General features: G+C 71.9%; 16 protein-coding genes. 5 read left to right on the plus strand and 11 right to left on the minus strand.

The genetic code is table 11. The features are described from left to right. Positions 1 to 3: 3 nt before the first annotated feature. Entirely contained in the window at positions 4 to 1,083 is a 1,080-nt protein-coding gene (locus ACZ7PG_RS04610; RefSeq protein WP_470237713.1) for an ROK family protein, read from the plus strand. 78 nt (positions 1,084 to 1,161) lie between these two features. On the opposite strand, the gene ACZ7PG_RS04615 is transcribed toward ACZ7PG_RS04610, so the two are convergent. Next, positions 1,162 to 1,422 carry a hypothetical protein gene (locus tag ACZ7PG_RS04615; RefSeq protein WP_470237714.1) on the minus strand — a complete coding sequence of 87 codons (261 nt, stop codon included), beginning with the start codon at positions 1,420 to 1,422 and terminating at the stop codon, positions 1,162 to 1,164. Positions 1,423 to 1,784: 362 nt separating this feature from the next. On the opposite strand from ACZ7PG_RS04615, the gene ACZ7PG_RS04620 reads away from it, so the two are divergent. After that, positions 1,785 to 2,876, plus strand: coding sequence for an SGNH/GDSL hydrolase family protein (locus ACZ7PG_RS04620; RefSeq protein ID WP_470237715.1), 1,092 nt, complete (start codon positions 1,785 to 1,787; stop codon positions 2,874 to 2,876). Between the two features lie 12 nt (positions 2,877 to 2,888). On the opposite strand, the gene ACZ7PG_RS04625 is transcribed toward ACZ7PG_RS04620, so the two are convergent. Both ACZ7PG_RS04625 and ACZ7PG_RS04630 read right to left on the minus strand, forming a co-directional pair. Continuing rightward, positions 2,889 to 5,495, minus strand: a complete 2,607-nt coding sequence (locus ACZ7PG_RS04625; RefSeq protein ID WP_470237716.1) for a hypothetical protein — start codon at positions 5,493 to 5,495, stop codon at positions 2,889 to 2,891. A 122-nt stretch (positions 5,496 to 5,617) separates the two neighbouring features. After that, the gene (locus tag ACZ7PG_RS04630; RefSeq protein ID WP_470237717.1) at positions 5,618 to 6,169 is read right to left on the minus strand and encodes a TetR/AcrR family transcriptional regulator; all 552 of its coding nucleotides are present in this window, start codon (positions 6,167 to 6,169) and stop codon (positions 5,618 to 5,620) included. A 63-nt stretch (positions 6,170 to 6,232) separates the two neighbouring features. Between ACZ7PG_RS04630 and ACZ7PG_RS04635 the strand changes: the two genes are divergently transcribed. The 3 genes from ACZ7PG_RS04635 to ACZ7PG_RS04645 all read left to right on the plus strand — a co-directional run bounded on the left by ACZ7PG_RS04635 (position 6,233) and on the right by ACZ7PG_RS04645 (position 12,108). After that, entirely contained in the window at positions 6,233 to 7,201 is a 969-nt protein-coding gene (locus ACZ7PG_RS04635; protein ID WP_470237718.1) for an SDR family NAD(P)-dependent oxidoreductase, read from the plus strand. Between the two features lie 125 nt (positions 7,202 to 7,326). Continuing rightward, positions 7,327 to 10,461 (plus strand): family 78 glycoside hydrolase catalytic domain, encoded by a 3,135-nt coding sequence (locus tag ACZ7PG_RS04640; RefSeq protein ID WP_470237719.1) that lies wholly within the window; start codon positions 7,327 to 7,329, stop codon positions 10,459 to 10,461. A 36-nt stretch (positions 10,462 to 10,497) separates the two neighbouring features. Further along, positions 10,498 to 12,108 carry an FAD-dependent monooxygenase gene (locus tag ACZ7PG_RS04645; protein WP_470237720.1) on the plus strand — a complete coding sequence of 537 codons (1,611 nt, stop codon included), beginning with the start codon at positions 10,498 to 10,500 and terminating at the stop codon, positions 12,106 to 12,108. A 6-nt stretch (positions 12,109 to 12,114) separates the two neighbouring features. Here ACZ7PG_RS04645 and ACZ7PG_RS04650 read toward each other — a convergent pair whose 3' ends face one another. Genes ACZ7PG_RS04650 through ACZ7PG_RS04685 form a run of 8 tightly spaced genes read right to left on the minus strand, consistent with a single transcriptional unit; the run spans position 12,115 to position 22,255 of the window. Next, on the minus strand, positions 12,115 to 12,903 hold the full coding sequence (locus ACZ7PG_RS04650) for a maleylpyruvate isomerase family mycothiol-dependent enzyme (RefSeq protein WP_470237721.1): 789 nt from the start codon (positions 12,901 to 12,903) through the stop codon (positions 12,115 to 12,117). Positions 12,904 to 12,919: 16 nt separating this feature from the next. Next, positions 12,920 to 13,768, minus strand: a complete 849-nt coding sequence (locus ACZ7PG_RS04655) for an SCO6745 family protein (RefSeq protein WP_470237722.1) — start codon at positions 13,766 to 13,768, stop codon at positions 12,920 to 12,922. Positions 13,769 to 13,804: 36 nt separating this feature from the next. Continuing rightward, positions 13,805 to 15,625, minus strand: a complete 1,821-nt coding sequence (locus ACZ7PG_RS04660) for an acyclic terpene utilization AtuA family protein (protein ID WP_470237723.1) — start codon at positions 15,623 to 15,625, stop codon at positions 13,805 to 13,807. Further along, entirely contained in the window at positions 15,622 to 16,401 is a 780-nt protein-coding gene (locus ACZ7PG_RS04665; protein ID WP_470237724.1) for a TIGR03084 family metal-binding protein, read from the minus strand. Before ACZ7PG_RS04665 ends, ACZ7PG_RS04660 begins: the two co-directional genes overlap by 4 nt. A gap of 1 nt (position 16,402) precedes the next feature. Then, complete coding sequence (locus tag ACZ7PG_RS04670; RefSeq protein WP_470237725.1) at positions 16,403 to 17,149, minus strand: enoyl-CoA hydratase/isomerase family protein; 747 nt, start codon at positions 17,147 to 17,149, stop codon at positions 16,403 to 16,405. Next, positions 17,146 to 19,098 carry an acetyl/propionyl/methylcrotonyl-CoA carboxylase subunit alpha gene (locus ACZ7PG_RS04675; protein ID WP_470237726.1) on the minus strand — a complete coding sequence of 651 codons (1,953 nt, stop codon included), beginning with the start codon at positions 19,096 to 19,098 and terminating at the stop codon, positions 17,146 to 17,148. Before ACZ7PG_RS04675 ends, ACZ7PG_RS04670 begins: the two co-directional genes overlap by 4 nt. Before the next feature lie 5 nt (positions 19,099 to 19,103). Next, positions 19,104 to 20,702 carry an acyl-CoA carboxylase subunit beta gene (locus ACZ7PG_RS04680; protein ID WP_470237727.1) on the minus strand — a complete coding sequence of 533 codons (1,599 nt, stop codon included), beginning with the start codon at positions 20,700 to 20,702 and terminating at the stop codon, positions 19,104 to 19,106. Then, on the minus strand, positions 20,699 to 22,255 hold the full coding sequence (locus ACZ7PG_RS04685; RefSeq protein WP_470237728.1) for an AMP-binding protein: 1,557 nt from the start codon (positions 22,253 to 22,255) through the stop codon (positions 20,699 to 20,701). The genes ACZ7PG_RS04680 and ACZ7PG_RS04685 overlap by 4 nt, the downstream gene beginning before the upstream one ends. Position 22,256 lies beyond the last annotated feature (1 nt).

Raw genomic sequence — 22,256 nt, forward strand, 5'->3', positions numbered from 1 at the left:
TCGGTGCACCTGGCCTACCTGCGGGAATACCACGAAGCGCTGGTGATCGCGCTGGCCCGGACCATGCCCACGCTCGAACGCGGCACCGTCGCTGAGGTCACCGGGCTGACTCCGCAGGCCGTGTCGAAGGTGCTCGCCCGCCTGGTCGACGACGGCCTGCTCGAGCCGGCAGGCGTGCGACGCCCGGCGCGCGGCAAACCGGCCGCGGTCTACCGGCTCGTCCCCGGCAGCCGCTGGGCGATCGGCGCGCACGTGACCCGCCGGGAACTGCGCCTGGTCCTCGCCGACCTGGCCGGCACCGTCCGCGCGTCGATCACGACGCCCCTGCCGGGCGACTTCACGCCGGAGCAGCTGCTGGACGAGCTGGCGGCCGGCGTCACGGCGATGATCGCCGAGCACCGCCTCAGCACCCCGGAACTCGCCGGCGTCGGCATCGGCATGATCGGGCCGCTCGACCAGTCGACCGGCACCGTCCGCGGCGCCCACCGGCTGCGGCACTGGCGCGACGTCCCGCTGGCCGAGCTCGCCGAGAAGCGCCTGGGCCTGCCCGTGCTCGTGGACAAGGACGTCACCGCCGGCGTCACGGCCGAGGCGTGGCGCCGCGGCACCGCCTTCCGCGACGCGGCCCTGGTCGTGGTCGACGCCGGGGTCGGCGCCGGGCTGTGGCTGGGCGGTGCCGCCCACCGCGGGTCGCACACCAACGCCAGCGAGTTCGGCCACGCTGTCGTCCAGCTCGACGGGCCGCGCTGCGCCTGCGGCCGGCACGGCTGCCTGGAAGCCGTCCACGAGCAGGCACCCGATCCCGCCGCGGCGGCCGCCGTGCTCGCGACCGGCGTGGTCAACCTCCTGCAGACCCTCGACCTGGGCCACATCGTCCTCGGCGGCGCGGACCTGCTCCCCCACGGCGAGCTGTACCGGGAAGCCGTCGACCACGCCGTGCGCACCCAGCTGCCGGGCGCCGACTGGCTGACGGTGGAGGTCTCCCTGACCGCACTGGGCACGGACGTCGTGGCCGCCGGCGCGGCGATGCAGGTGCTCAACGCCCGCTACGGCCTCCCCGATCCGGCCAGGCCCCGCGAGTGAAGCGGTACTCGACCGGATCCGGCACATGCAGGCGCTCAAGAGGGGACCCGGGGCTCGATTGAGCACGCGCGGCCCGGATCAGCGGTGGTCGAGTTCGTCGTCCAGTGCGGCGTCGACCTTCGCCGCCGCGCGCACCAGCGCCCGATAAGCCAGCGCCGCGAGCGCCGACACGGCGAACACCGCGGCCATCGCCCACACGTCCCCGCCATCATCGGCCGGTACCACCGCGACCGTGACCAGAGCGAACAGCAGCCACCGGTTGCGCGCGGCGGGCCGGGGCCGCCACCGGCCGGCGACCTGCGCCTTGGCGACCAGGGACAGCGGACCATGAACACCCACGGCGACCGACCTTTCGTCCAAGATCAGCCACGGACCGTGACCGACCACGAATGAGAGACGTCCCGACAGTCGCGTAATCCGCCATCGGAGTTACCAGCTTCAGGCCGAACGACCCTTCGTGAGCAACAGTCCACTCGAAAGAGTGAGATGCAGAGTTGTTACCCTCTTGTGACTGGGTGTTTCTCTGGCTATTTTCGGCATTGCGTGGCAATACTGGTCCTCCCCCACCGAAGAGGTGATTTCCGAAAATGACCAAACGGATACTCCTTGCCGTTTTCACCACCATTTCCCTGATTTCGAGCAGCACGAACACAGCCTTCGCGGAAATCGATTCCGGCCCGATTTCGGCGTGGTCGCCGAGCATGACGATCGGCGGCCCGAACTTCACCGACCGGACGCTGCGGATGGTCGTCCACCCGAGCGTCGGCGGTACCGCGCTACGCCTGCACCTGTCGAACCTGCGCGGCACCACCCCGCTCGCCGTCGGCGCAGTGAGCGTCGCCCTGCAGGCCGACCGGGCGACCGCCGCCGACGGCTCCCGGCGCACCGTGACGTTCTCGCACGCGAAGACGCTCACGATCCCGGCGGGCCAGGAGGTCGTCAGCGACCCCGTGTCGCTGCCGGTGCGCGCGGAGCAGAACCTGCTCGTCAGCCTGTACCTGCCCCAGGCGACCAGTTCGGCGACCTGGCACTCCGACGCGTTCGACGTCTCCTACCTCTCGAAGCCGGGCGACCACGCGGCCGACACCGACGACGGGAACTACGTCACCGCAACGACTTCCTGGTACTACCTGTCCGGTTTGGACGTCGTCGCCCCCGCGGCGCGCGGCACCGTGGTGGCCTTCGGCGACTCCATCACCGACGGCTACAACACCCCGGCGAGCGTCTACCACCGCTGGCCGGACGACCTCGCCCGCCGGCTCGCCGGGCCGCACCCGACCGCGGTGGTCGACGCCGGGCTCGGCGGCAACCGGGTGCTGACCGACGTGCCGAACATCTGGCAGGGCGTCAGCGCCCTCAAGCGGTTCGGCCACGACGCGCTGGCGCAGCCCGGCGTCCGGACCGTGATCCTCATGGAGGGCATCAACGACATCGGGAACAACGCCGGCCCCGGCGGCGTCCCGCTCACCGCGCAGCACCTGATCGACGGCTACCGCGAGCTGATCCGCCAGGCGCACGCGGCCGGGGTGCGGATCCTCGGCGGGACCATGCTGCCGGACAAGGGCGCCGGCTACTACAGCGAACCCGCCGAGGCGATCCGCCAAGCGGCGAACGCCTGGATCCGCACCGGCGGACAGTTCGACGGCGTCGTCGACTTCGACCAGGCTCTGCACGACCCCTCCGATCCCGCGGCCCTGCGAGCCGGCTTCGACTCGGGTGATCACCTCCACCCGAACGAAGCCGGCATGCAGGCCATGGCCGACGCGGTCGACCTGCGGCTGATCAACCCTTAAACCGCTCGACCCTCAAGAAACGCGGAAGCCGTCCACCAGGAAATAGGTTCCGCTCTTCTTGGAAACGGTCAGCGTGTGCCGCCCGGCGGCGAGCCCGGTCACCGAATAAACGGGGAACCGGGTTTGCCGCTGGGCGGTGTTCGCGCTGACGGTTCCCTTCGCAACCCCGTCGAGGGTGACGGCGATGTCACCTTCGTCGGAATTCGTCTCGGTGAGGAAGTCGATCCCGGTCCCGGTGAAGGTGATCGACGCGGAATCGCCGTCCTGCTGGGTGTAGTGCACCCCGTTTTCGAGGTCGCCGTACGTGCGCGAGCCGCTCGAGGCCCAGCTCCCGGTGTAGGAGATCCGCAGATCGTCGTCGTCGAGCACCTTGGCGGGCGGGAGCCGCGGCCCGGCCGCGTCGATGATCGCCTGCGCCGCGGGCGGCCAGCGGCCGTCGGTGACCACAGTGGACGGCGTCAGGTCGATGTCCGTGCCGCTGTTGTTGTAGCGGTCGGTGTCGGTGAAGTTGCCGTGGATGGAGTCGTCGTGGATGGTCGGCGTCCACAGGTTCAGCCACAGCGAGCCGTTGCTGAACTCCACCACGTTGTCGTGGGTGTTCCACAGCGAGCTGCCCTCGTCGTGGTAGATCATGTTGCAGCCGTTGACGCACTCCCCCAGCACGTTGCCGACGAACTCGGAGCCCGACGCCTGCCCGCCGAGGGTGTAGACCGGGCCACCGTCGAACAGCACGCCCATCACGCTGTGCACGTGGTTGCCGACGACGTGGTTGCCGCCGGTGTAGGTCGTGCCGTGCAGGCACGGGTCGGGCAGGCCCTGCTTGGCCTGCAGCGCGCAGCTCGACGCCCAGCCCCAGCCCCAGCCGATCGACACGCCCGAGTACGGCGTGTAGCCGATGTCGTTGTGGGACAACGTGGTCCCGCGGCTGTGCCCCACCCAGACGCCGACCGCGTCCTGGTACTCCTGCCCCGGCCGCTGGACGACGTTGCCGGCGACGGTGTTGCCGCTGGTCATCAGCGCGGACTGGGTCTGGTAGTAGTCGTCGACCTCGCCCACCGCGACGCCGCTGCCGCCGAGGTCGGTGATCGAGCCGCCGGACACCGTCGAGTCCTGGGTCTGGTCGGCGAGGTCGATGCCGCTGGTCCCGGTGTGCTGCACGGTGACGCCGGTGAAGGCGATCCGCGCGCCGCGGTGCACCTGCACGGCGGCCGGGATCCGGGTCGGCGTCCGCGTTGTCGGATCCCAGAGGATGCCGGCCTGGTTGTCGATGTAGCCCGCGGTGGTCGGGGCGTTCCAGGTCGTGTAGGCGAAGGTGATGCCCTCGAAGGCGATGTCGTGCACCGGCGCGACGACGTCGGGGATGACCGTGAAGGCGTCGATCAGCAGGTAGTCGCCACCGGCCTTGACGACGCGGACGGTGTGCTCGCCCTTGGCGAGCCCGGTCACCGAGACGACGGCCTGCTGCGCGAGCCGTTCGGTGCTCTTGGCCGAGACCGTCTGCTTCTTGACGCCGTCGACGTAGACGTCGATGTCGCCTTCGTCCGAGTTGGTCTCGGTCAGGACCTGGATGCCGGTCCCGGTGAAGGAGTAGCCGAACGCGTCGCCGTCGGTCTGGGTGTAGTGGACGTCGGCGCCGAGGTCGCCGAGGTGCCGGCCGTTCGAGTAGTTCCAGCTGCCGGTGTAGGTCGCGCGCCAGTCGGTGTCGTTGAGCGGCGCCAGGTGCCCGGGGGTGCCGGCCAGGTCGAGCAGTTCCGGCGCGACGGGCAGCTCGACGTCGGCCTTCGCGAGGTCCTCACCGGGCCTGGGCACGTAGTAGAGGAAGCCGGCGTCGCCGTCGAGGTAGAACTGGCCGGGCGTGCCGAGCAGCTGGTAAGCGTTTTCGAGCCAGGTCACGCGGTCGAGGCTCGGCAGGCCGGCGCCGTTGAAGGGGAAGCTCGGGTTGGGGACCGAGGTGTGGTTGTTGGTCCAGCAGCCGGGGTCGACGGTCAGCGCCGAGCCGCCCGACGCGCCGGGCGTGATCGAGGCCAGCGGGCAGCGCAGCTGCTTCCAGCCGTTGTTGGCGACCACCTCGACCCGGGCGGCGTTCGTCCAGCCGGTGTAGGACGCGTCGGCGGTGGTGAAACCGGTGGCGGACACGGAAAACCCGCCCGGGTCCGGTGCGGTGCGGGCCCGCGCCGCACGGACGCCGTTCACGAACAGCTCCCGGCTCGCCGTCCCCTTCGGCACCGGCGCGCGGTAGATGTTCTTGGCGGCGTCCGTCTTCCGGAAGCCGCCGATCTTCATCGCGCCGCTGAAGACCGGCGTCTGACCGGCGGCCGCGCGGTAGACGACGCGGTGCCCCGGCCGGCCGGAGTCCTGCACGCCGAGGCGCAACGGCGTCGTGAGCGAGTAGGTGCCGCCGCGCAGTTCGACCACGACGTCCCCGGCGGCCCGCGGGACGAGCCCGCGGACGCGGTCGCGGGCCGTGGCCAGGTCGCACGGGGAGGACGAGCCGCAGGCGGAGCCGTGCCCGGAAGGGGCGGCGTAGAGGACGTCCGGGGGTCTTCCGGGCGTGGCGCCGACAGCCGCGACGACGGCTGTGGCGGTGACCAGGTGCGCGACGACGGTGACGATTCGCATCAAGGTTCTCCGGCGGGTCAGCGGGCAGACATCTGATGAATATAGCCCGACCCAGCGTTCAACGGAGCATTCCGCGACCTGAAACCACTCAGAGTTCCTACCTTTGACGGGAGCGAGCGCCGTCAGGGCACCAGCAGCTCGACCGCCGCGGTGAACCGGCTCAGGTAGGCCTCGCGGGTCTCGACCTGGTGCTTCAGCCCGATCGACGCGCTGATCAACGTCTGCGCGACGCGGACCGCCGCGGACCGCCCGGACTCCTCGGCGATCGCGTCCGTCACGAGCTCCTCGAAGCGGGCCGGAGCCGTCTCGACGATCTCGCCGAGCAGGTCCGGGTTCTGCTCGATCACCCCGGTCACGTCCCGGCCGAACGGCCCGGCGTACCGGCCGGCCCACCGGTCGAACGCGCCGGCGAGCCGCTCCCGCAACGGCTTGCCGGGGTCGGCGAGGATGCGCCCGGCCGCGGCGAGGTCCTCCTCCAGCGCCCGGGTGACCGCGGCGCGGAACAGCGTTTCCTTGGAGGCGAACAGGAAGTACAGGCCCGGCCGCGAGATCCGGGCCGCGCGCGCCACTTCGTCCATCGAGGTCTTGCGGTAGCCGTGCCGGGCGAACGTCAGCAACGCCGAGTCGAGCACCGCGTCACGACGGCCGCTGCCGTCGCCCGATTCGGAAGCCATCCGACGACCCTACGAGAGTCAGACGTACTTTACAAGTTCTGTCTAGTTCGTATAGTCGATGGCATGTCCTCCCGAGCACTGATCACCACCCCGTTCACCGCCGGCAGCACCGCGGCCGAGGTCCTGGCCGGCGTCGACCTGGCCGGCGTCCGCGCGATCGTCACCGGCGCGTCGTCCGGCCTCGGCGCCGAAACGGCCCGCGTGCTGGCCGCGGCCGGAGCCGAAGTGACGCTCGCCGTCCGGAACCCGGCCGCCGTCACCCCCGGTGAAAACTCGCGGGTCGCCCGGCTCGACCTCGCCGACCAGGCGTCCGTCCGGCGGTTCACCGGCGCTTGGCGGGGACCCCTGCACCTGCTGGTCGCGAACGCGGGCATCGTCACCGGTGGCCTGGCCCGCACGCCGGAGGGGTGGGAGCTGCAGTTCGCGACCAACCACCTCGGCCACTTCGCCCTCGCCACCGGCCTGCACGACGCGCTCGCGGACGGCGCGGCGCAACGGGGCGAAGCGAGGATCGTCTCGCTCAGCTCGACCGCGCACATGCGCGCCGGCGTCGACTTCGACGACCTCCACTTCACGCGCCGGCCCTACGACCCCCAGATCGCTTACGCCCGCTCGAAAACGGCGAACTCGCTCTTCGCGGTCGAAGCGACGCGACGCTGGGCGGGCGACGGCATCTTCGCGAACGCCGTGAACCCCGGCGGAGTCGCGACCGGCCTGCAGCGCGACTTCACCGACGCCCAGAAAGAGTCGCTGGCGGCAGCCGAAGCCGCGGGAATCTTCAGCTACAAGACCGTCGCACAGGGGGCGGCGACGACGATTGTCGCCGCGGTCAGGCCCGAGTTCGCCCGCACCGGCGGCCACTACCTCGACGACGCCCAGGAGGCGTACCCCGTCCCCGACGACGCCGCCCTCGCCGACCACCCCCACGGCGTCAAGGAATGGGCGCTGGACCCCGCGCTCGCCGAACGCCTCTGGACCGTCTCGGCCGACCTGATCGACGGCGGCTCCGGCCGCCGTGTCTTGTCAGCGTGAAGAACTTCGGCCTACGATGACTCCAGTCGCTTGATTGAAACGATTCAATTTTGCTCGGCCGCCACCTTTCACCGCAGAGAGGGACCGCGATGCTTTCGCGCCTGATGAGGGTTTCCCTGGCACTGGTGACCTTTCTGGCCCTGACGGTGGCACCCGCCGCGGCGGACCCCGGCGGGGTCCAGGTCGGTGGGCTGGAGGTCGAGCACCAGGTCGACCCGCTCGGCGTCGACGTCACGCGGCCGCGGTTCGGCTGGACCCTGGACACGCGCGCCGTTCGTCAGTCGGCGTACCGGATCGTGGTGTCGACCCAGCCCGGCGGGCGGGCGGACGTCTGGGACAGCGGCGAAGTGCGGTCGGCACAGTCCTTCGACGTCGCCTACGGCGGACCCGGGCTGCGAGCGCGCACCCGGTACTTCTGGCGCGTCCAGGTCTGGGACGCCGCCCGGCACGCGTCGCGGTGGAGTGAGCCGGCGTGGTTCGAGACGGCCTTCCCGGACCCCGCCGAGTTCCGGGGCGACTGGATCGGCTCGCACACGACCGCGGCCCCGCCCTCGTTCGACGGCGCGAGCTGGATCTGGTTCCCCGAGGGCGCCCCGGCCGACTCCGCGCCGGCCGGGACGCGCTACTTCCGGCGCGCGTTCGACCTGCCCGCGGGTCCGATCACCGCGGCACAGCTCGAGCTCACGGCCGACGACAGCTTCACCGTCTACGTCAACGGACAGCAGTTCGCCGCCTCGCCCCGCGTCGCCGACTCTTGGCGGACGGCGACCGTCGTCGACATCGCGGCCGCCCTGCGTCCCGGCCGCAACGTGATCGCGGCCGAGGCGGCCAACGCCCTGCCCGGCCCGGCCGGATTCCTGGCCAAGCTCCGGGTCGAAGGCCAAGCGCCCGCGGACGTCGTCACCGACGGCTCCTGGAAATCCGCCGACACCACCGCGACCGGCTGGCAGCAGCCGGACTTCGACGACTCCGCCTGGCCGCAGGCGCTCGTGGCCGCCGCGTACGGCGCCGGCCCGTGGGGCAGCTCCGTCACCACGCAGCCGCCGGCGGAACCGTTGCTGCGCAAGGACTTCTCCCTGACCAGGCCGATCAGGTCCGCGCGGGCCTACATCGCCGGTCTCGGCTACTACAAGCTCTACCTCAACGGCGCCCGGATCGGCGACCACGAGCTCGACCCGGCGTTCACCGTCTACGACAAGACCGACCTCTACGCGACCTACGACGTCACCGATGCCCTGCGAGCGGGCGGCAATGCGGTCGGCGTCAGCCTGGGACGCGGGTACTACGCGATGACGAACCCCGACGAGTGGCTGGCTTCCCCGTGGCACAGCGAGCCCAAGCTGAAGCTCGAGCTCGACGTCACCTACCAGGACGGCAGCACCCAGCGGGTGACCAGCGACCGCACCTGGAAGACCGCCGACGGGCCCACGCGCTCGGAGTCGCTCTGGTTCGGCGAGACCTACGACGCGCGCCTGGAGCAGCCCGGCTGGAACCGCACCGGGTTCGACGACACGAGCTGGCGGCCCGCACTGCCGGTGGCCGCCCCCGCGGGGACGCTGCGCGCCGCGTCGTTCCCGCCCGTCAAGGCGACCGATCACCTGCCGATCGCCGCCGTCACCACGCCGGGCGAGGGCGTGCACGTCTACGACGTCGGCACGACGACGGCGGGCTGGGCCCGGGTCGCCCTGCACGGGCCCGCCGGTGCCGAAGTGAAGATCACCTACGGCGAAAAGCTGCGCCCGGACGGGACTGTCGACAACATCGGCGGCTTCGGCATGCAGCTGCAGTCCTACACCTACGTCCTCAAAGGCGGCGGGCCCGAGAGCTTCCAGCCGAGCTACAGCTACGCGGGCTTCCGCTACTTCCAGGTCACCGCGCCGGCGGGCGTCACCGTCGACTCGGCCGACGCGCAGCGCGTCCACACGGCGGTCGCGAGCACCGGCGGCTTCACCAGTTCCAGCGGGCTGCTCAACCGGTACGACGACGCCGAAGCGAACACGATCCTGAACAACCTGCACTCCGTCCCGACCGACACCCCGATGTACGAGAAGCGGCCCTACACCGCGGACGCGCACCTGTCCGCCGACGCCGCGATCGCCCACTTCGACATGCAGGACTTCTACGCGAACTGGATGCGCGACCACCGGGACGACCAGAACCCGGACGGCTCGATCGGCCAGACCGTGCCCGCGACGGTGGGCGGCAAGAAGGTCACCGACCCGGTGTGGTCGGCGAGCTTCGTCCTGATCACCTGGGACCTGTACTGGTACTACGGCGACACGCGCGCGCTCGCGGAGAACTACGACGCGATGAAGGCGTGGCTCGGCTTCTACGAACGCGACATCGCCAAGACCGGCAACATCTACACGGGCTTCAGCTACGGTGACTGGCTCGCGCCGGGCGCCGCGAACCCGCCCGAGGGCACGCGGCTTTCCGGGACCGCTTATCTCAACAAGACCGCCGGCACCATGGCGCGGATCGCGCGTGCACTCGGCCACGACGCCGATGCGAAGCACTTCGACACCCTGGCGGGCACGATCGCGAACGCGCTCAACGCGACGTTCTTCGACAAGGCGGCCGGCGCCTACTACGACGACCGCGCGGCCGGGTACCGCCAGACGTCCAACCTGCTGCCGCTGAGCCTCGGCATCGTGCCCGCGGCGGATCGCCCGGCCGTCGTGGCCAATCTCGTCCAGGACATCAAGGCGCGCGGAGTCCACCTGAACACCGGTGCGCTGGGCACGAAGCTCATCCTCCCGGCGCTCACCGACGCCGGCTACGGCGATCTCGCGTACCAGGTGGCGACCAACCCGACCTATCCCGGCTGGGGCTACTGGTTCCAAGGGCTCGGGGCCACGACGATGTGGGAGGAGTGGCCGGCCACGTCACGGTCGCACGACCACGCGTTCCTCGGCACCGTCGACGACTGGCTGTACCAGCGCGTCGCCGGGATCCAGCCGGCCGCGCCCGGCTACGCGGCGGTCAAGATCCAGCCGTATCCGGTCGGTGATCTGACGAACGCGTCCGCGCACGTCGATTCGCCGTTCGGCCGGGTGAGCTCGGCCTGGACCCGTGACCACGGCCGGTTCACCCTGCGCGCCGGCGTCCCGGCCGGGACGACGGCCGAGATCTTCGTCCCGGCGCGGGACGCCCGGTCCGTCCAGGCTCCCCCGGGTGCCCGGTTCGAGGGCGTGCGCGACGGGTACGCCGCGTTCCAGGTCGGTTCCGGCGATTACGTGTTCCGCGCCCCGGCCTCGTAGTCTGCGGACAGACGATCAGACCTGGGGAGCTTCGCCATGACGAACAGCATTGAGACCACGGAGGTCGTCATCGCCGGGGGCGGCCCGGTCGGGCTGACCCTCGCCCACGAGCTCGGCAGCCGCGGGATCGGCTGCGTCGTGCTCGAACCGCGGCCGGAACCGAGCCTCGCTTCCCCGCGGTGCAAGCAGATGAACCCCCGTTCGATGGAGATCTTCCGGCGCCTCGGCATCGCCGGAGCCGTGCGCGCCACGGCTCGGCTGCCCTTCGGCTGGTCCGACTCGGCGGTCTTCTGCACGTCGCTCACCGGGCACCGGTTGGAACGTTTCGACGGCGTCTTCGCCCTCAGCGACGTCCAGCGCCCGGAGCTGGCCGAACCCGCGTTGTGGTGCGCGCAGAACCACGTCGAGGAGGCGTTGCGCACCACACTCGCCGGGCGGGAGACGGTCAGTGCGCGCTGGGGCTGGACGTTGACCGGCGTGACCCAGGACGCCGACGGCGTCACCGCCACCGCGACCGACGACGCGGGCCGGGAGCGCGTGGTGCGGGGCAAATACCTGGTCGGAGCCGACGGCGCCCGCAGCGCGGTCCGGCGGGCGTGCGGGATCCCGCTCACCGGGCGGAGCCACGAGATCCGGAACGTGCAGGTGATCTTCGACGCGCCGGGGCTGTCCGCCCGCCACCGGCTGGGGCGCGCGGTGCAGTACTGGGTGGTCAACCCGGACGTCAACGGCCTGATGGGCACGCTGGACACCGAAGACCTGTGGTGGGCCATCATCATCAACGCGCCCGAAGACGCCGACGCCGCGTGGTACGAACGAGCCGTCCACCGGATGATCGGCGCCGAGGAGCCCATCACCGTCACGGCGACCGATCCCTGGACGGCCCGGATGCTGGTGGCCGACCGCTACCGGGACGGCCGCTGCTTCCTGGCCGGCGACGCCGCCCACCAGAACCCGCCGTGGGGTGGGTTCGGTGCCAACACGGGCATCGGCGACGCCGCCGACCTCGGCTGGAAGCTCACGGCCGCGGTCCGCGGCTGGGCCGGCGACGGCCTGCTCGACTCGTACGAGACCGAACGCCGTCCCATCGCGCGGCGCGCCATCGCCGAGGCCGAGCGCAACATGCGGGTGCTGACGGGCGAACTCGCCGTCCCGGGCCTGGACGACGACGGACCGGACGGGCAAGCCCTGCGTGCGAAGACGGCGGAGCTGATCCGCCAGGCCAAGACCGCGGAGATGTACACACTCGGCTTCGTGCTCGGCACGGCGTACCCGGACTCCCCGCTGGTGGTCCCGGACGACGGCCCGGCACCCGCGTCGACCGGGACGGACTACCGGCCTTCCGGTGCGCCGGGTAACCGGCTGCCGCATCAGTGGCTGGATCGGACTCGGTCGTTGCAGGATGAGCTTGGTGCGGGGTTCACGCTGTTGGAGATCGCGGCGCAGCCTGCTCCGGAATGGGAGACCGCCGCGGTGGTGGCGGGGGTGCCGCTGCGGCGGTATCGGCTCAACCGGCCGGATCTGCGTGGGCTTTATGCGGCTCGGTATGTGTTGGTTCGGCCTGATGGGTATGTCGCTTGGCGCGGGGAGACCTCGCCTGGGGACCCGCGGGCGGTGCTGGACCAGGCTCGGGGACAGCGGGACTGACCGCGGCTAGCCCGCCACGTGGGCCGTGTTCTCTACCCAATGCCGGGCCAGCTCGACATCGCCGTCAATGGCGGTCGCGGTCAGGGGACTCCGGCGGGTCAGGACCAGCAACAGCGACTTCGCCGGACCCCGCACCGTCACATCTGCCCCACCGCCGCCCGACTCGGGGCGCGCGCCGTCGGGGTGGCGCTCGATGTGCCAGTCGCCGACGCTGGGCTTGTCCGTGGACTGCCAGTGCAGGGTCTCGCCCGTTCCGCGCAGCGCGGCCGCCGCTTCGGGGCGGCGGGCCGTCCACGTCGGTGATGTCAGCATGGCCAGGTGGTTGGTGATCAGCGCCGCGGCGATGTCCGCGTCCAGGGCGTGGTCGCGCCCGGCGGCCGCCGCCGCGTCGAAGCCGTGGATGACCGCCTCGTTGAGCAAGCTGTGGAGCCAGAACTGCGCGCCCGTCCGGTCGTCGCCCGCGGCGTTGAACACCGCCGCCGTCAGTGCCGTGTCGGAGCAAGCCGTGGCCGCTCGGGCGGCCGCGTCGGACAGCCACTCCGGCCAGGTCTCGGGATCCGCGGGCAGCTCGGCCACCTCGGTGGGTAGCTCGGCCGGGTCGGTGATGCGGCGCTCGATGATCTCGGACACCCAGTTCAGGGTCTGGCCGACGTGCTCGACCAGACTGCGCACCGTCCAGTCCGGACAGGTCGGCACCGCGGCGTCCGGACCCGCCGCGCCGGCGGACTCCGCCAGCTGCCGCGTGTGGTCCTGGAGTGCCTGCCGGCAGCGTTCCGCGCTCAGCTCGGGACTCATCGGTCGTCCTCCCCCACTACTGCCTCGCGACCGCCCAGGGCATCAGCTCCTCAGCGAGCGCCTTGCTGTACGGGCGCACCAGCGCTTGCAGTTCCGCGCAGGCGGGCTCGCCGATGTGAGCGTAGGGCGTCACGCTGTTCTCGTCAGTCACCTTCTCGATTTCCGCCCGGCGGGCCGCGCCCGTGGGGGTGAACGTCGGGGCCGCGTCGTCGGTGAGCCAGTCTCGCTCGCGGAGACCGGCGACAGCCTGGTTCCACTCGTCCTCGGACCACGCCCGTGAGGTGCGCAGGGTCTCGGCGGGGACGGCGCCGGACGCCGCATGCGTGACGAGCGCCTCGATCCCCCGCAGGCCGGCCGTCAGCAGCGCGGCGATGTGGGCGTCGCCGCGGTACTCGCGAAGCAGCGTCTGTGCGTGCCACAGCACCAGATGGGGCTCGGTGGGCCACGGCAGGGCCGCGTGGGCGGCGAACAACGGACGGCCGGTGACGTCGCCGGTGATCGTCTCGGCGGCCTCACGCAGGAGTGCGGCGGCCCGGGCCATCTCGGGTGACGTGATCGCGTCGCCCAGGACGGCGCGCAAGGTCCGGTCGGCCGCGGCGTAGCGCGCGGCGAGGACGGCGGCCGGGTCGGTCGTCGACCACGCGGTGGCGATCGACGCCTCGACGAGGGCCGGGTTGAAGTTGAAGAAGGTCGCGACGACGACCGGCGCCGGGACCGCGCCGAGCGCCGCCGACCTCGACGCGAAATAGCCGGCCCGGCCGGTGAGACCGAGCTCCGCGTAAGCCGCAGTCGCTTCCGGGGCGAAGTAGATCATTCCGTGGTAGGGCTCGAGAAACCGCCAGGTCCGGCGCGCCGCTTCGATCACGCGGTGAACATACCATCCGGTCGGTACGGCGGGGGTCTATCGGCGCGGGAGCACCTCCGGCACGTCGACGATGCGGCTGCGCAAGTACTCGCCGAGACCTTTCGCCTGCGGGTCGGGACGCACCGACGCGGCGACGCCCTCGCCGAGCAGGCCGACCACGACGAAGTTGAGCGCGCGCAGGTTCGGCAGCTCGAAGCGCCGTACTTCGAGGCCGGCCGCTTCGGGGAGCAGGGACCGGAACCGGGCTTCGTCGAGGTACTGCCGGAGCCAGGCGTACTCCTCATCGGTCCGGGTCCAGAGGCCGATGTTGGCGTTGCCGCCCTTGTCGCCGGAACGGGCGCCCGCCACCTCGCCCAAGGGCGCGCGACGGACGGGGCCCGGGAAGCCACGCGGCTCGGGGGCCGCGTGCGCCGACGACAGCGACGGCCCAGACGCGGAGCCCGGGAAGCCACGCGATTCGGGAGCAGCATGCGCCGAGGAAAAAGACAGCCCGGACACGGGATGCGGGATCACCCGCCGGGTGCCGTCGGGCAGGGTGACGCTGTGCCGGACCTCGGCCGCCGGCACCAAGGCCGGCCAGTACACGCCGAACCCGCTCTCCGCGGCCGGTGGGGTCGTCGTGTGGAAGCCCGGGTAGCCGCCGAGTGCCAGCTCCATCGTCGTGTTCGAGAAGCGGCGGCCGACCTTGGCCCGGTCCGGGTCCTTGACCGTGATCCGCAGGTGGGCGGTGGCTTCGGCGTTCACCGCCGCGTCCGGGTGGTCGAAGCGCAGCAGCGTCACGTCGACCTCGGCGTACTGCTCCTTGCCGCCCAGCAGCTCGAACAGCTGCCGCTCGGCCCACGCGGCCTTCTCCTCGATGCGGCCGCCGGTGAGCACCAGGGTCATCGTGTTGCGGTAGCCGCCGTCGTGGTTCAGGGCCACCTTCAGCCGATCACCCGGCGCGCTCCCCCGCGTGCCGCTGATCCGCACGCGGTCGGGGCCCGTCTGCTCGAGCCGCGCGGTGTCGAAGTGGGCCACCGCGTCCGGTCCGGCGTAGGCCGGTTCGGCGATCTCGTACAGCAGCTGCGCGGTGACCGTGCCCACCGAGACCAGCCCACCGGTGTTGTCGTGCTTGGTGATGACGCTCGAACCGTCGGCCTCGACCTCGGCGATCGGGAAGCCCGGGTAGCGGCGGTCGGTGACCTCTTCGAAGAACGCGTAGTTGCCGCCGGTGGCCTGCGGGCCGCACTCGATCACGTGTCCCGCGGCCATCGCGCCCGCGATCGCGTCGAAGTCGGTGGGCGCCCAGCCGTGCCACCACGCCGCAGGACCCACCACCAGGGACGCGTCGGTGACGCGGCCCGTGACGACGATGTCGGCCCCGGCGCCCAGTGCTTCGGCGATGCCCCGGCCGCCGAGGTAGGCATTGGCCGTCACCGGCGTCACCCCGGCCTCGGCGAGCTTGCGCCCGGTGTCGAGGTGGGCCAGGTCGTGTCCGGCCGCCTGCAGCTCGTCGAGCCGGTCGACGAGGTCGTCGCCGTCCACGTACGCGATCTTCGGGTGCAGGCCCAGCCGTCCGGCGAGCGCGGCGATCTCGGTGGCCAGTCCCGGCGGGTTCAGCCCGCCGGCGTTGGACACGATCCGGACGCCGCTATCCAGGCAGGTGCCCAGCACCTGCTCGAGCTGGGTGAGGAACGTCTTCGCGTAGCCGGCGCCGGGATCCTTCCGGCGCGCCTTCCAAAGGATCAGCATCGTCAGCTCGGCGAGGTAGTCGCCGGTGAGGACGTCGATCGGGCCGCCCTCGACCATCTCCCGCGCGGCCGCGAGGCGGTCGCCGTAGAAGCCGGAGCAGTTCGCGATCCGGACCGGGCGGATCATGCGCGTCCCCGGCCGGGCGCGCCCGCGAATGCCTGGGCGAGACCGATCCACTCCCGCGCGACGGGCCCGGACACGAGCAGATCGGTGTCCTCGGCGAGCCGGCGCTGGGTGACCGTGAGGCAGAAGTCGAGCGCGGGGCCTTCGACGCGGTCGGTCGCGGCCGCGTCGCCCCACTCCCACCGGGCACCCGAGGGCGCCCGCAGCTCCACCCGGATCGGCACCGACGGCGCCGGGCGGTCGTGCAGCCCGAAGCTGAACGCCGTCGTGGACACACCCAGGTGCGCGATGTGCCGCAACCGGTCGGTCGGCACGCGCGTCACGCTGAGCGTGTCGGCGATGTCCTGGCCGTGCGCCCACGTCTCCATGATCCGCGCGGTGACCGACGACGCCACGCTCATGTCGAGCCCGTACCAGGGCAGCCGGGCTCGTGGGTCACGCCCGCGGAACGCCGTCACGAACGCCGACCGCGCACGCGTGAACCACGTCCGGGCTTCGGCCGCGCTCAGCCCGGCGTACCGCGCAGCGACGCGGTCGGGGAAGTCCATCCCGCCGGCCATCAGGGCCGCCGCCGCTTGCCGGAAGCCGTCGGGGTCGACGGCCGCCTGGGTCGCGGACTCGTCGAAGAAGGCGAGGTGCGTGACCTGGTCGCGGACGTCCCAGCCGGCCGCGGGGGTGGGCCGGGCGATGCCCGCGTCGTCGAGCGGGGCGAGCATCGCTTCGACGTCGGCGGTTTCCGCCAGCAGGTCGTCGAGCAGCGCGTCCAGGGAGACGGGCATGTCAGCGTCCTTCCCACACCGGGGTGCGCTTCTCGCGGAACGCCGCCGGGCCTTCCTGCGCGTCGCGCGAGCGGTACACCGGTGCCCAGATCTCCTCGGCCCGCTCGTAGGCGTCCGGGCGGGACAGGTAGGCGGTGCGCTTGGCCGCGTGCACCGACAGCGGTGCGTTGGCGGCGATCCGTTCGGCGAGCTCCTGCGTGTGCGACCGCAGCTCGCTCAGCGGGACGACGTGGTTGACGAGCCCGGCCTCGCGGGCCCGGTGTGCGTCGAGCGGGTCGCCGGTGAGCAGGATCTCCATGGCCACCCGCGGCGGGACGAGCCAGGACAGCGGCGCCGCCCACGGCGCACCTCGGCCCACCTTCACTTCGGTCACCGCGAAGCGCGCGTGGGAAGCCGCGACGACGAGGTCGCACTGCTGGGCCAGCAGGAACCCACCCGCGTAGGCGACGCCGTTGACGGCGGCGATCGTCGGCTTGGGCACGTCGATGTTCCGGCCGAACTGCGGCAGGAAGTCCGGCGGCGGGACTTCGAGGGCCGACTCGGCCATCTCCTTGAGGTCGCCGCCGGCGCAGAACGCCTGGTCGCCGGCCCCGGTCAGCACGAGCACGGCGGCGGAGTCGTCGGCGACGAACCGCCGGGTCCCCTCCCACAGGCCGTCACGGACCTTTTTGGACAGTGCGTTGCGTGCTTCGGCGCGATCGATGGTCAGCCACGCGACGCCGGCGCGGACCTCGTAGGAGACGCTCACGACACCACCGCCAGCAGCTGCCCGGTGTCGACCTGGTCGCCCTGGCTCACCCGCAGGTCGGACAGGACGCCGTCGGCCGGCGCGGTGACGGTGTGCTCCATCTTCATCGCCTCCAGGACGACCAGCGGCTGCCCCGCGGTCACGGCATCGCCCGCACCCGCCAGGACGCGCACGACGGCGCCGGGCATGGCGGCGAGCAACGACCCCGCGGCCGTGGCGGCGTCCGGGTCGGCGAAGCGCGGCACCTCGGTCAGGGCCGCCGACCCGTCCGCACCATCCACATAGGACACTCCGGCTTCGGTGTGCACGGCGTAGGTGCGGTGGACGCCGTCGATCTCCAGCTCCACCAGCGAAGGTGACGCGGACAGCAGCCGCACCGCACCACCGAGCGGCTCGCCGTTCACGGTGACGTCCAAACCCCGCCGCCGCAGCGAATACGCGACCTCCAGGGTTTCCGGACCGGCCGTGTACGAGATCCGCTGGGGTGCGCGGCCGACGTTGCGCCACCCGGACGGCATCTCGGGCACCACCCGCGCGGCGAGCCGGTTGCGCGCCTGCGCGGCCAACGCGGCCGCTGCCGCCTGTCGCGCGCCGCCGTCGGACGCGCCGAGAGCGGCCGGATCGTGGCGGGTCAGGTAGCCGGTGTCCGTGCGGCCGGCCAGGAACTCGGCCTCCCCCAGGATGCCGGCGAGCAGGTCGCGGTTCGTCGTCACGCCGTGGAGCTCGGCGGTCCGCAGCGCGCGGGCCAGCGTGCGGGCGGCCTCGCGGCGGGTGCGGCCGTGGGCGATCACCTTGGCCAGCATCGGGTCGTAGTGGGGGCCGACGACGGAACCGTCGGCGACTCCGGAGTCGACGCGCACGCCACGCAGCGGCGGGACGCGGAAGCGGTGCAGCGTCCCGGTGGCGGGCAGGAACCCGGCCGGGACGTCCTCGGCGTAGAGCCGGACCTCGATCGCGTGCCCGTCGATCCGGGCCCCCGTCACCGAAGGCGGCAGCGGCTCCCCTTCCGCGACCCGCAGCTGCAGCTCGACCAGGTCCAGGCCGGTGACCACCTCGGTCACCGGGTGCTCGACCTGCAGCCGCGTGTTGACCTCCAGGAAGAAGAACCGACCGTCGTGGTCCAGCACGAACTCGACCGTGCCGGCGCCGGTGTAGCCGATGGCCTTCCCGGCGGCGACGGCCGCGGCGCCGAGCTCGGCGCGCAGGGCGTCGTCGACCGCCGGGGACGGGCACTCCTCGACGATCTTCTGGTAGCGCCGCTGGATCGAGCACTCGCGCTCGAACAGGTGCACCACCTCGCCGCGGGAATCCCCGAGGATCTGGACCTCGACGTGCCGCGGGTCGACGACGAACCGTTCGAGGAACACCGTCCCGTCGCCGAACGCGGACGCGGCTTCGCGGCGGGCGCCGGCCACGGCGTCGGCGAGCCCGGCTGCGTCGTGGACCACGCGCATGCCCCGGCCGCCACCGCCGAACGCGGCCTTGACCAGCACCGGGAACCCGATTTCGGCGGCCACGGCGGCGAGGTCGGTGTCGTCGGTGACGGTCGCTCCCGGCAGGACCGGGACGCCGGCCGCGTCCATCAGCGCCTTGGCTTCGATCTTCGAACCCATCGAAGCGATGGCTTCGGGCGACGGGCCGACGAACGTGAGCCCGGCGCCGGCGCAGTCGCGGGCGAAGCCGGCGTTCTCCGACAGGAAGCCGTAACCGGGGTGGATCGCGTCGGCGCCGGTGGCCCGGGCCGCGGCGATGACGAGGTCGCCGCGCAGGTAGGTGTCGGCGGGCGCGGTGCCGGGCAGCCGGACGGCCTCGTCGGCCAGCCGGGCGAACGGCGCGCCCGCGTCCGGGTCGGAGTAGACCGCGACGGTCGAGATGCCGAGGTCGTGCGCGGTGCGCATGATCCGGACGGCGATCTCCCCGCGGTTCGCGACCAGCAGTTTCGTGATCATCGGCCTCACATCCGGAAGACGCCGAAGCCGCGCCGGCCCTCGACGCGGTTGGAGTGGACGGCGGACAGCGACATCCCGAGCACGTCGCGGGTGTCGCGGGGGTCGACGATGCCGTCGTCGTAAAGCCTTGCCGTGACGGCGAAGGCGTGCGACTCGGCCTCGATCTGGCTCTCGATCGCCGCCGTGCGCTCGCGGTCGGCGCCTTCGTCGAACTCCCGGCCCTGCGAAGCGGCGGAGGCCCGGCCGACGATCGACATGACGCCGGCGAGCTGGGGCGCGCCCATCACCGCGAGCTTCGCGCCCGGCCAGGCGAACATCAGCCGCGGGTCGTAGGCCCGGCCGGACATGCCGTAGTTGCCGGCACCGAACGAGGACGCCATGTTCACCGTCAGGTGCGGCACCGTGCTGTTGGTGACGGCGTTGATCATCTTGGCGCCGTCCTTGATGATGCCGCCCTGCTCGTACCGCGTGCCGACCATGTAGCCCGTGGTGTTCTGCAGGAACACCAGCGGGACGTCGGTCTGGTTGGCCAGCAGGATGAACTCGCTGGCCTTCTTGGCTTCCTCGCTGAAGAGCACGCCGCGGTGGTTGGCGAGCACGCCGACCGGATAGCCGTGGACGCTCGCCCAGCCGGTCACCAGCGAGGTGCCGTAGAGCGGCTTGTACTCGTCGAAGTCGGAGCCGTCGACGGTGCGGGCGAGGATCTCGCGCGGGTCGAAGGGCACCTTGGTGTCCGGCGGCACGATGCCGAGGATCTCGTCTGGGTCGTAGCGCGGCGGCTCGGGGCGCCGGCTCGGGGCCGGGCCGAGCTTGCGCCAGTTGATCCGGGAGACGACCCGCCGGCCCAGCCGGATGGCGTCGCGCTCGTCCACCGCGAAGTAGTCGGACAGGCCGGAGACGCGGGAGTGCATGTCCGCGCCGCCGAGCGACTCGTCGTCGGCCTCCTCCCCCGTGGCCATCTTGACCAGCGGCGGGCCGCCGAGGAACACCTTGGCCTGGCGGTCGACGAGCACCGCGTAGTCGCACATGCCGGGCACGTACGCGCCGCCCGCGGTCGAGTTGCCGAACACGATGGCCAGGGTCGGGATGCCGAGTGCGGACAGCCCGGTCAGCTCGTGGAAGATCCGGCCGGCGGGCACGAACAGGTCGGCCTGGGTGGGCAGGTCGGCGCCGCCGGACTCGACGAGGTTGATCACCGGCAGCCGGTTGACGCGCGCGATCTCCAGCGCCCGCAACGTCTTGCGCAGCGAGTACGGGTTCATCGCCCCGCCGCGGACGGTCGGGTCGTGCCCGATGACCACACACTCCACATCGGACACCACGCCGATGCCGGTGAGCACCGACGCCCCGACCGTGAAGTCGGTTCCCCACGCGGCGAGCGCGGACAGCTCCAGGAACGGGCTGTCCGGGTCGAGCAGCAGTTCGAGGCGCTCGCGGACCGGGAGCTTGCCCCGGTCGCGGTGGCGCCGCACGTACCGTTCACCACCGCCGGCGACGGCCAGCTCCAGCTGCTCTTCCAGCTTCGCCAGCGCCTCCAGCTGGGCCTTGCGGTTGGTCGCGTAGCTCTCGGCCGAGACGTCGAGCAGGGATTTGAGCAGGGTCATGCGGTTCCCCCGTAGTGTCCGGCGTGCGTCTCCCGGACCACGTTCTTCTGGATCTTCCCGGTCGAGGTGCGCGGCAGCTCGTCGGTGACGATCACGGCCTTCGGGACCTTGTAACCGTCCAGGCGGTCCTTCAGCCGCCGCCGCAGGTCGTCGGCGTCGATGCGCGCCCCCGGTTTCGGCACGACGACCGCGGTGATCGCCTCGGTCCACCGTTCGTGCGGCAGCCCGACGACCACGACCTCGGCGACGTCCGGCTCGGTGTCGTAGACCGCCCGTTCCACCTCGATCGAGGCGACGTTCTCGCCGCCGGTCTTGATGACGTCCTTGAAGCGGTCGGCGAACCACAGCACGCCGTCCGGGCCGAACCGGCCGACGTCGCCGGAGTGGAACCAGCCGTGCCGGAACGCTTCCGCCGTCGCCTCGGGGTTGTGCAGGTACTCCTGCATCGCCGACGGCGCCCGGTAGACGATCTCGCCCTGTTCGCCGCGGGGCAGCAGGGTCCCGTCCGGGTCCATGATCCCGACCTGGACACCGGTGAGCGGCGTGCCGACCGCGCCGACGTGCGAAAGCTGGTGCTCGGGCCGGAACAGCGTCGTGATCGGGCTCATCTCGGTCTGCCCGAACAGGAGCGCGAAGTCGCAGCGGAAGCCGTCGAGGCACGCCTTGATCTGTGCTTCCGGCATCGGGGCCATCGCGTAGACCGCGCGGCGCAGCGAAGACAGGTCCCGGGAGCCGAACGACGGGTGGTCCAAAGCCGCGCGGTACATCATCGGCAGGCCGAAGACCTGGGTGATCCGCTCGCGTTCGATCGTGGCGAGGAACCGGTCCGGGTCGAAGCCGCGGTGGACGAAGATCGTGGCGCCGACGACGATCGCGGGGGTGCAGAAGGCGTTGAGCTGCGCGGTGTGGAACATCGGCATCATCGCGATGAACCGGTCGGCGGCGGACCAGCCGGAGTCCAGCGCGGCCGACATCGACTCCAGGTGGATCGCCAGGTGCGTGCCGACCACGCCCTTCGGCGACGCCGTGGTGCCCGAGGTGTACAGATAGGACAGTGGGGCGCGGTCCTCGACGACCACCTCGGGCGACGTCGTGTCGTCCGAAAGCACGTCGTCGAGATGCAGGCCGACGGCGTCGCCGCCGGTGCCGGGCGCGAGGAACACGTCGGCTCCCTCGGGCACCGCGGGGGCGATGCCCGCGAAGAGCTGACGTTCCACGACGATGCCGCGTGCCCGCGAATGCCCGAGCACGTAAGCGACTTCGCCGGCTCGCCAGCCGAGGTTGATCGGCACGCAGACGAGCCCGAGCTTCGCGCAGGCGTAGTAGACGGCGAGGAACTCCGCGCTGTTGGCCGAGGCCAGCGCGAGGACGTCACCGGTCGTGTAGCCGCGGGCGGTCAGGCCGTTCGCGAGCCGGTTGACCCACGCGTCGAACTCGCCGTAGGTCCAGCGGCGCTCGCCGTCGACCACGGCGAGGGCGTCCGGGCGGGCGAACGCGACGCGGGTGAGCGCGTCGCCGACGTTGACCCGGTGGACGAGGTTGTGGTCCGTCATC

This window comes from Amycolatopsis sp. NPDC114504 (assembly GCF_055633595.1).

Excerpts from the sequence above, each read along its gene's own strand:
- ACZ7PG_RS04620 (WP_470237715.1), top strand. The coding sequence starts at position 1,785 with ATGACGATCGGCGGCCCGAACTTCACCGACCGGACGCTGCGGATGGTC.
- ACZ7PG_RS04625 (WP_470237716.1), bottom strand. The coding sequence starts at position 5,495 with ATGCGAATCGTCACCGTCGTCGCGCACCTGGTCACCGCCACAGCCGTC.
- ACZ7PG_RS04630 (WP_470237717.1), bottom strand. The coding sequence starts at position 6,169 with ATGGCTTCCGAATCGGGCGACGGCAGCGGCCGTCGTGACGCGGTGCTC.
- ACZ7PG_RS04635 (WP_470237718.1), top strand. The coding sequence starts at position 6,233 with ATGTCCTCCCGAGCACTGATCACCACCCCGTTCACCGCCGGCAGCACC.
- ACZ7PG_RS04645 (WP_470237720.1), top strand. The coding sequence starts at position 10,498 with ATGACGAACAGCATTGAGACCACGGAGGTCGTCATCGCCGGGGGCGGC.
- ACZ7PG_RS04650 (WP_470237721.1), bottom strand. The coding sequence starts at position 12,903 with ATGAGTCCCGAGCTGAGCGCGGAACGCTGCCGGCAGGCACTCCAGGAC.
- ACZ7PG_RS04660 (WP_470237723.1), bottom strand. The coding sequence starts at position 15,625 with ATGATCCGCCCGGTCCGGATCGCGAACTGCTCCGGCTTCTACGGCGAC.
- ACZ7PG_RS04665 (WP_470237724.1), bottom strand. The coding sequence starts at position 16,401 with ATGCCCGTCTCCCTGGACGCGCTGCTCGACGACCTGCTGGCGGAAACC.
- ACZ7PG_RS04675 (WP_470237726.1), bottom strand. The coding sequence starts at position 19,098 with ATGATCACGAAACTGCTGGTCGCGAACCGCGGGGAGATCGCCGTCCGG.
- ACZ7PG_RS04680 (WP_470237727.1), bottom strand. The coding sequence starts at position 20,702 with ATGACCCTGCTCAAATCCCTGCTCGACGTCTCGGCCGAGAGCTACGCG.
- ACZ7PG_RS04685 (WP_470237728.1), bottom strand. The coding sequence starts at position 22,255 with ATGACGGACCACAACCTCGTCCACCGGGTCAACGTCGGCGACGCGCTC.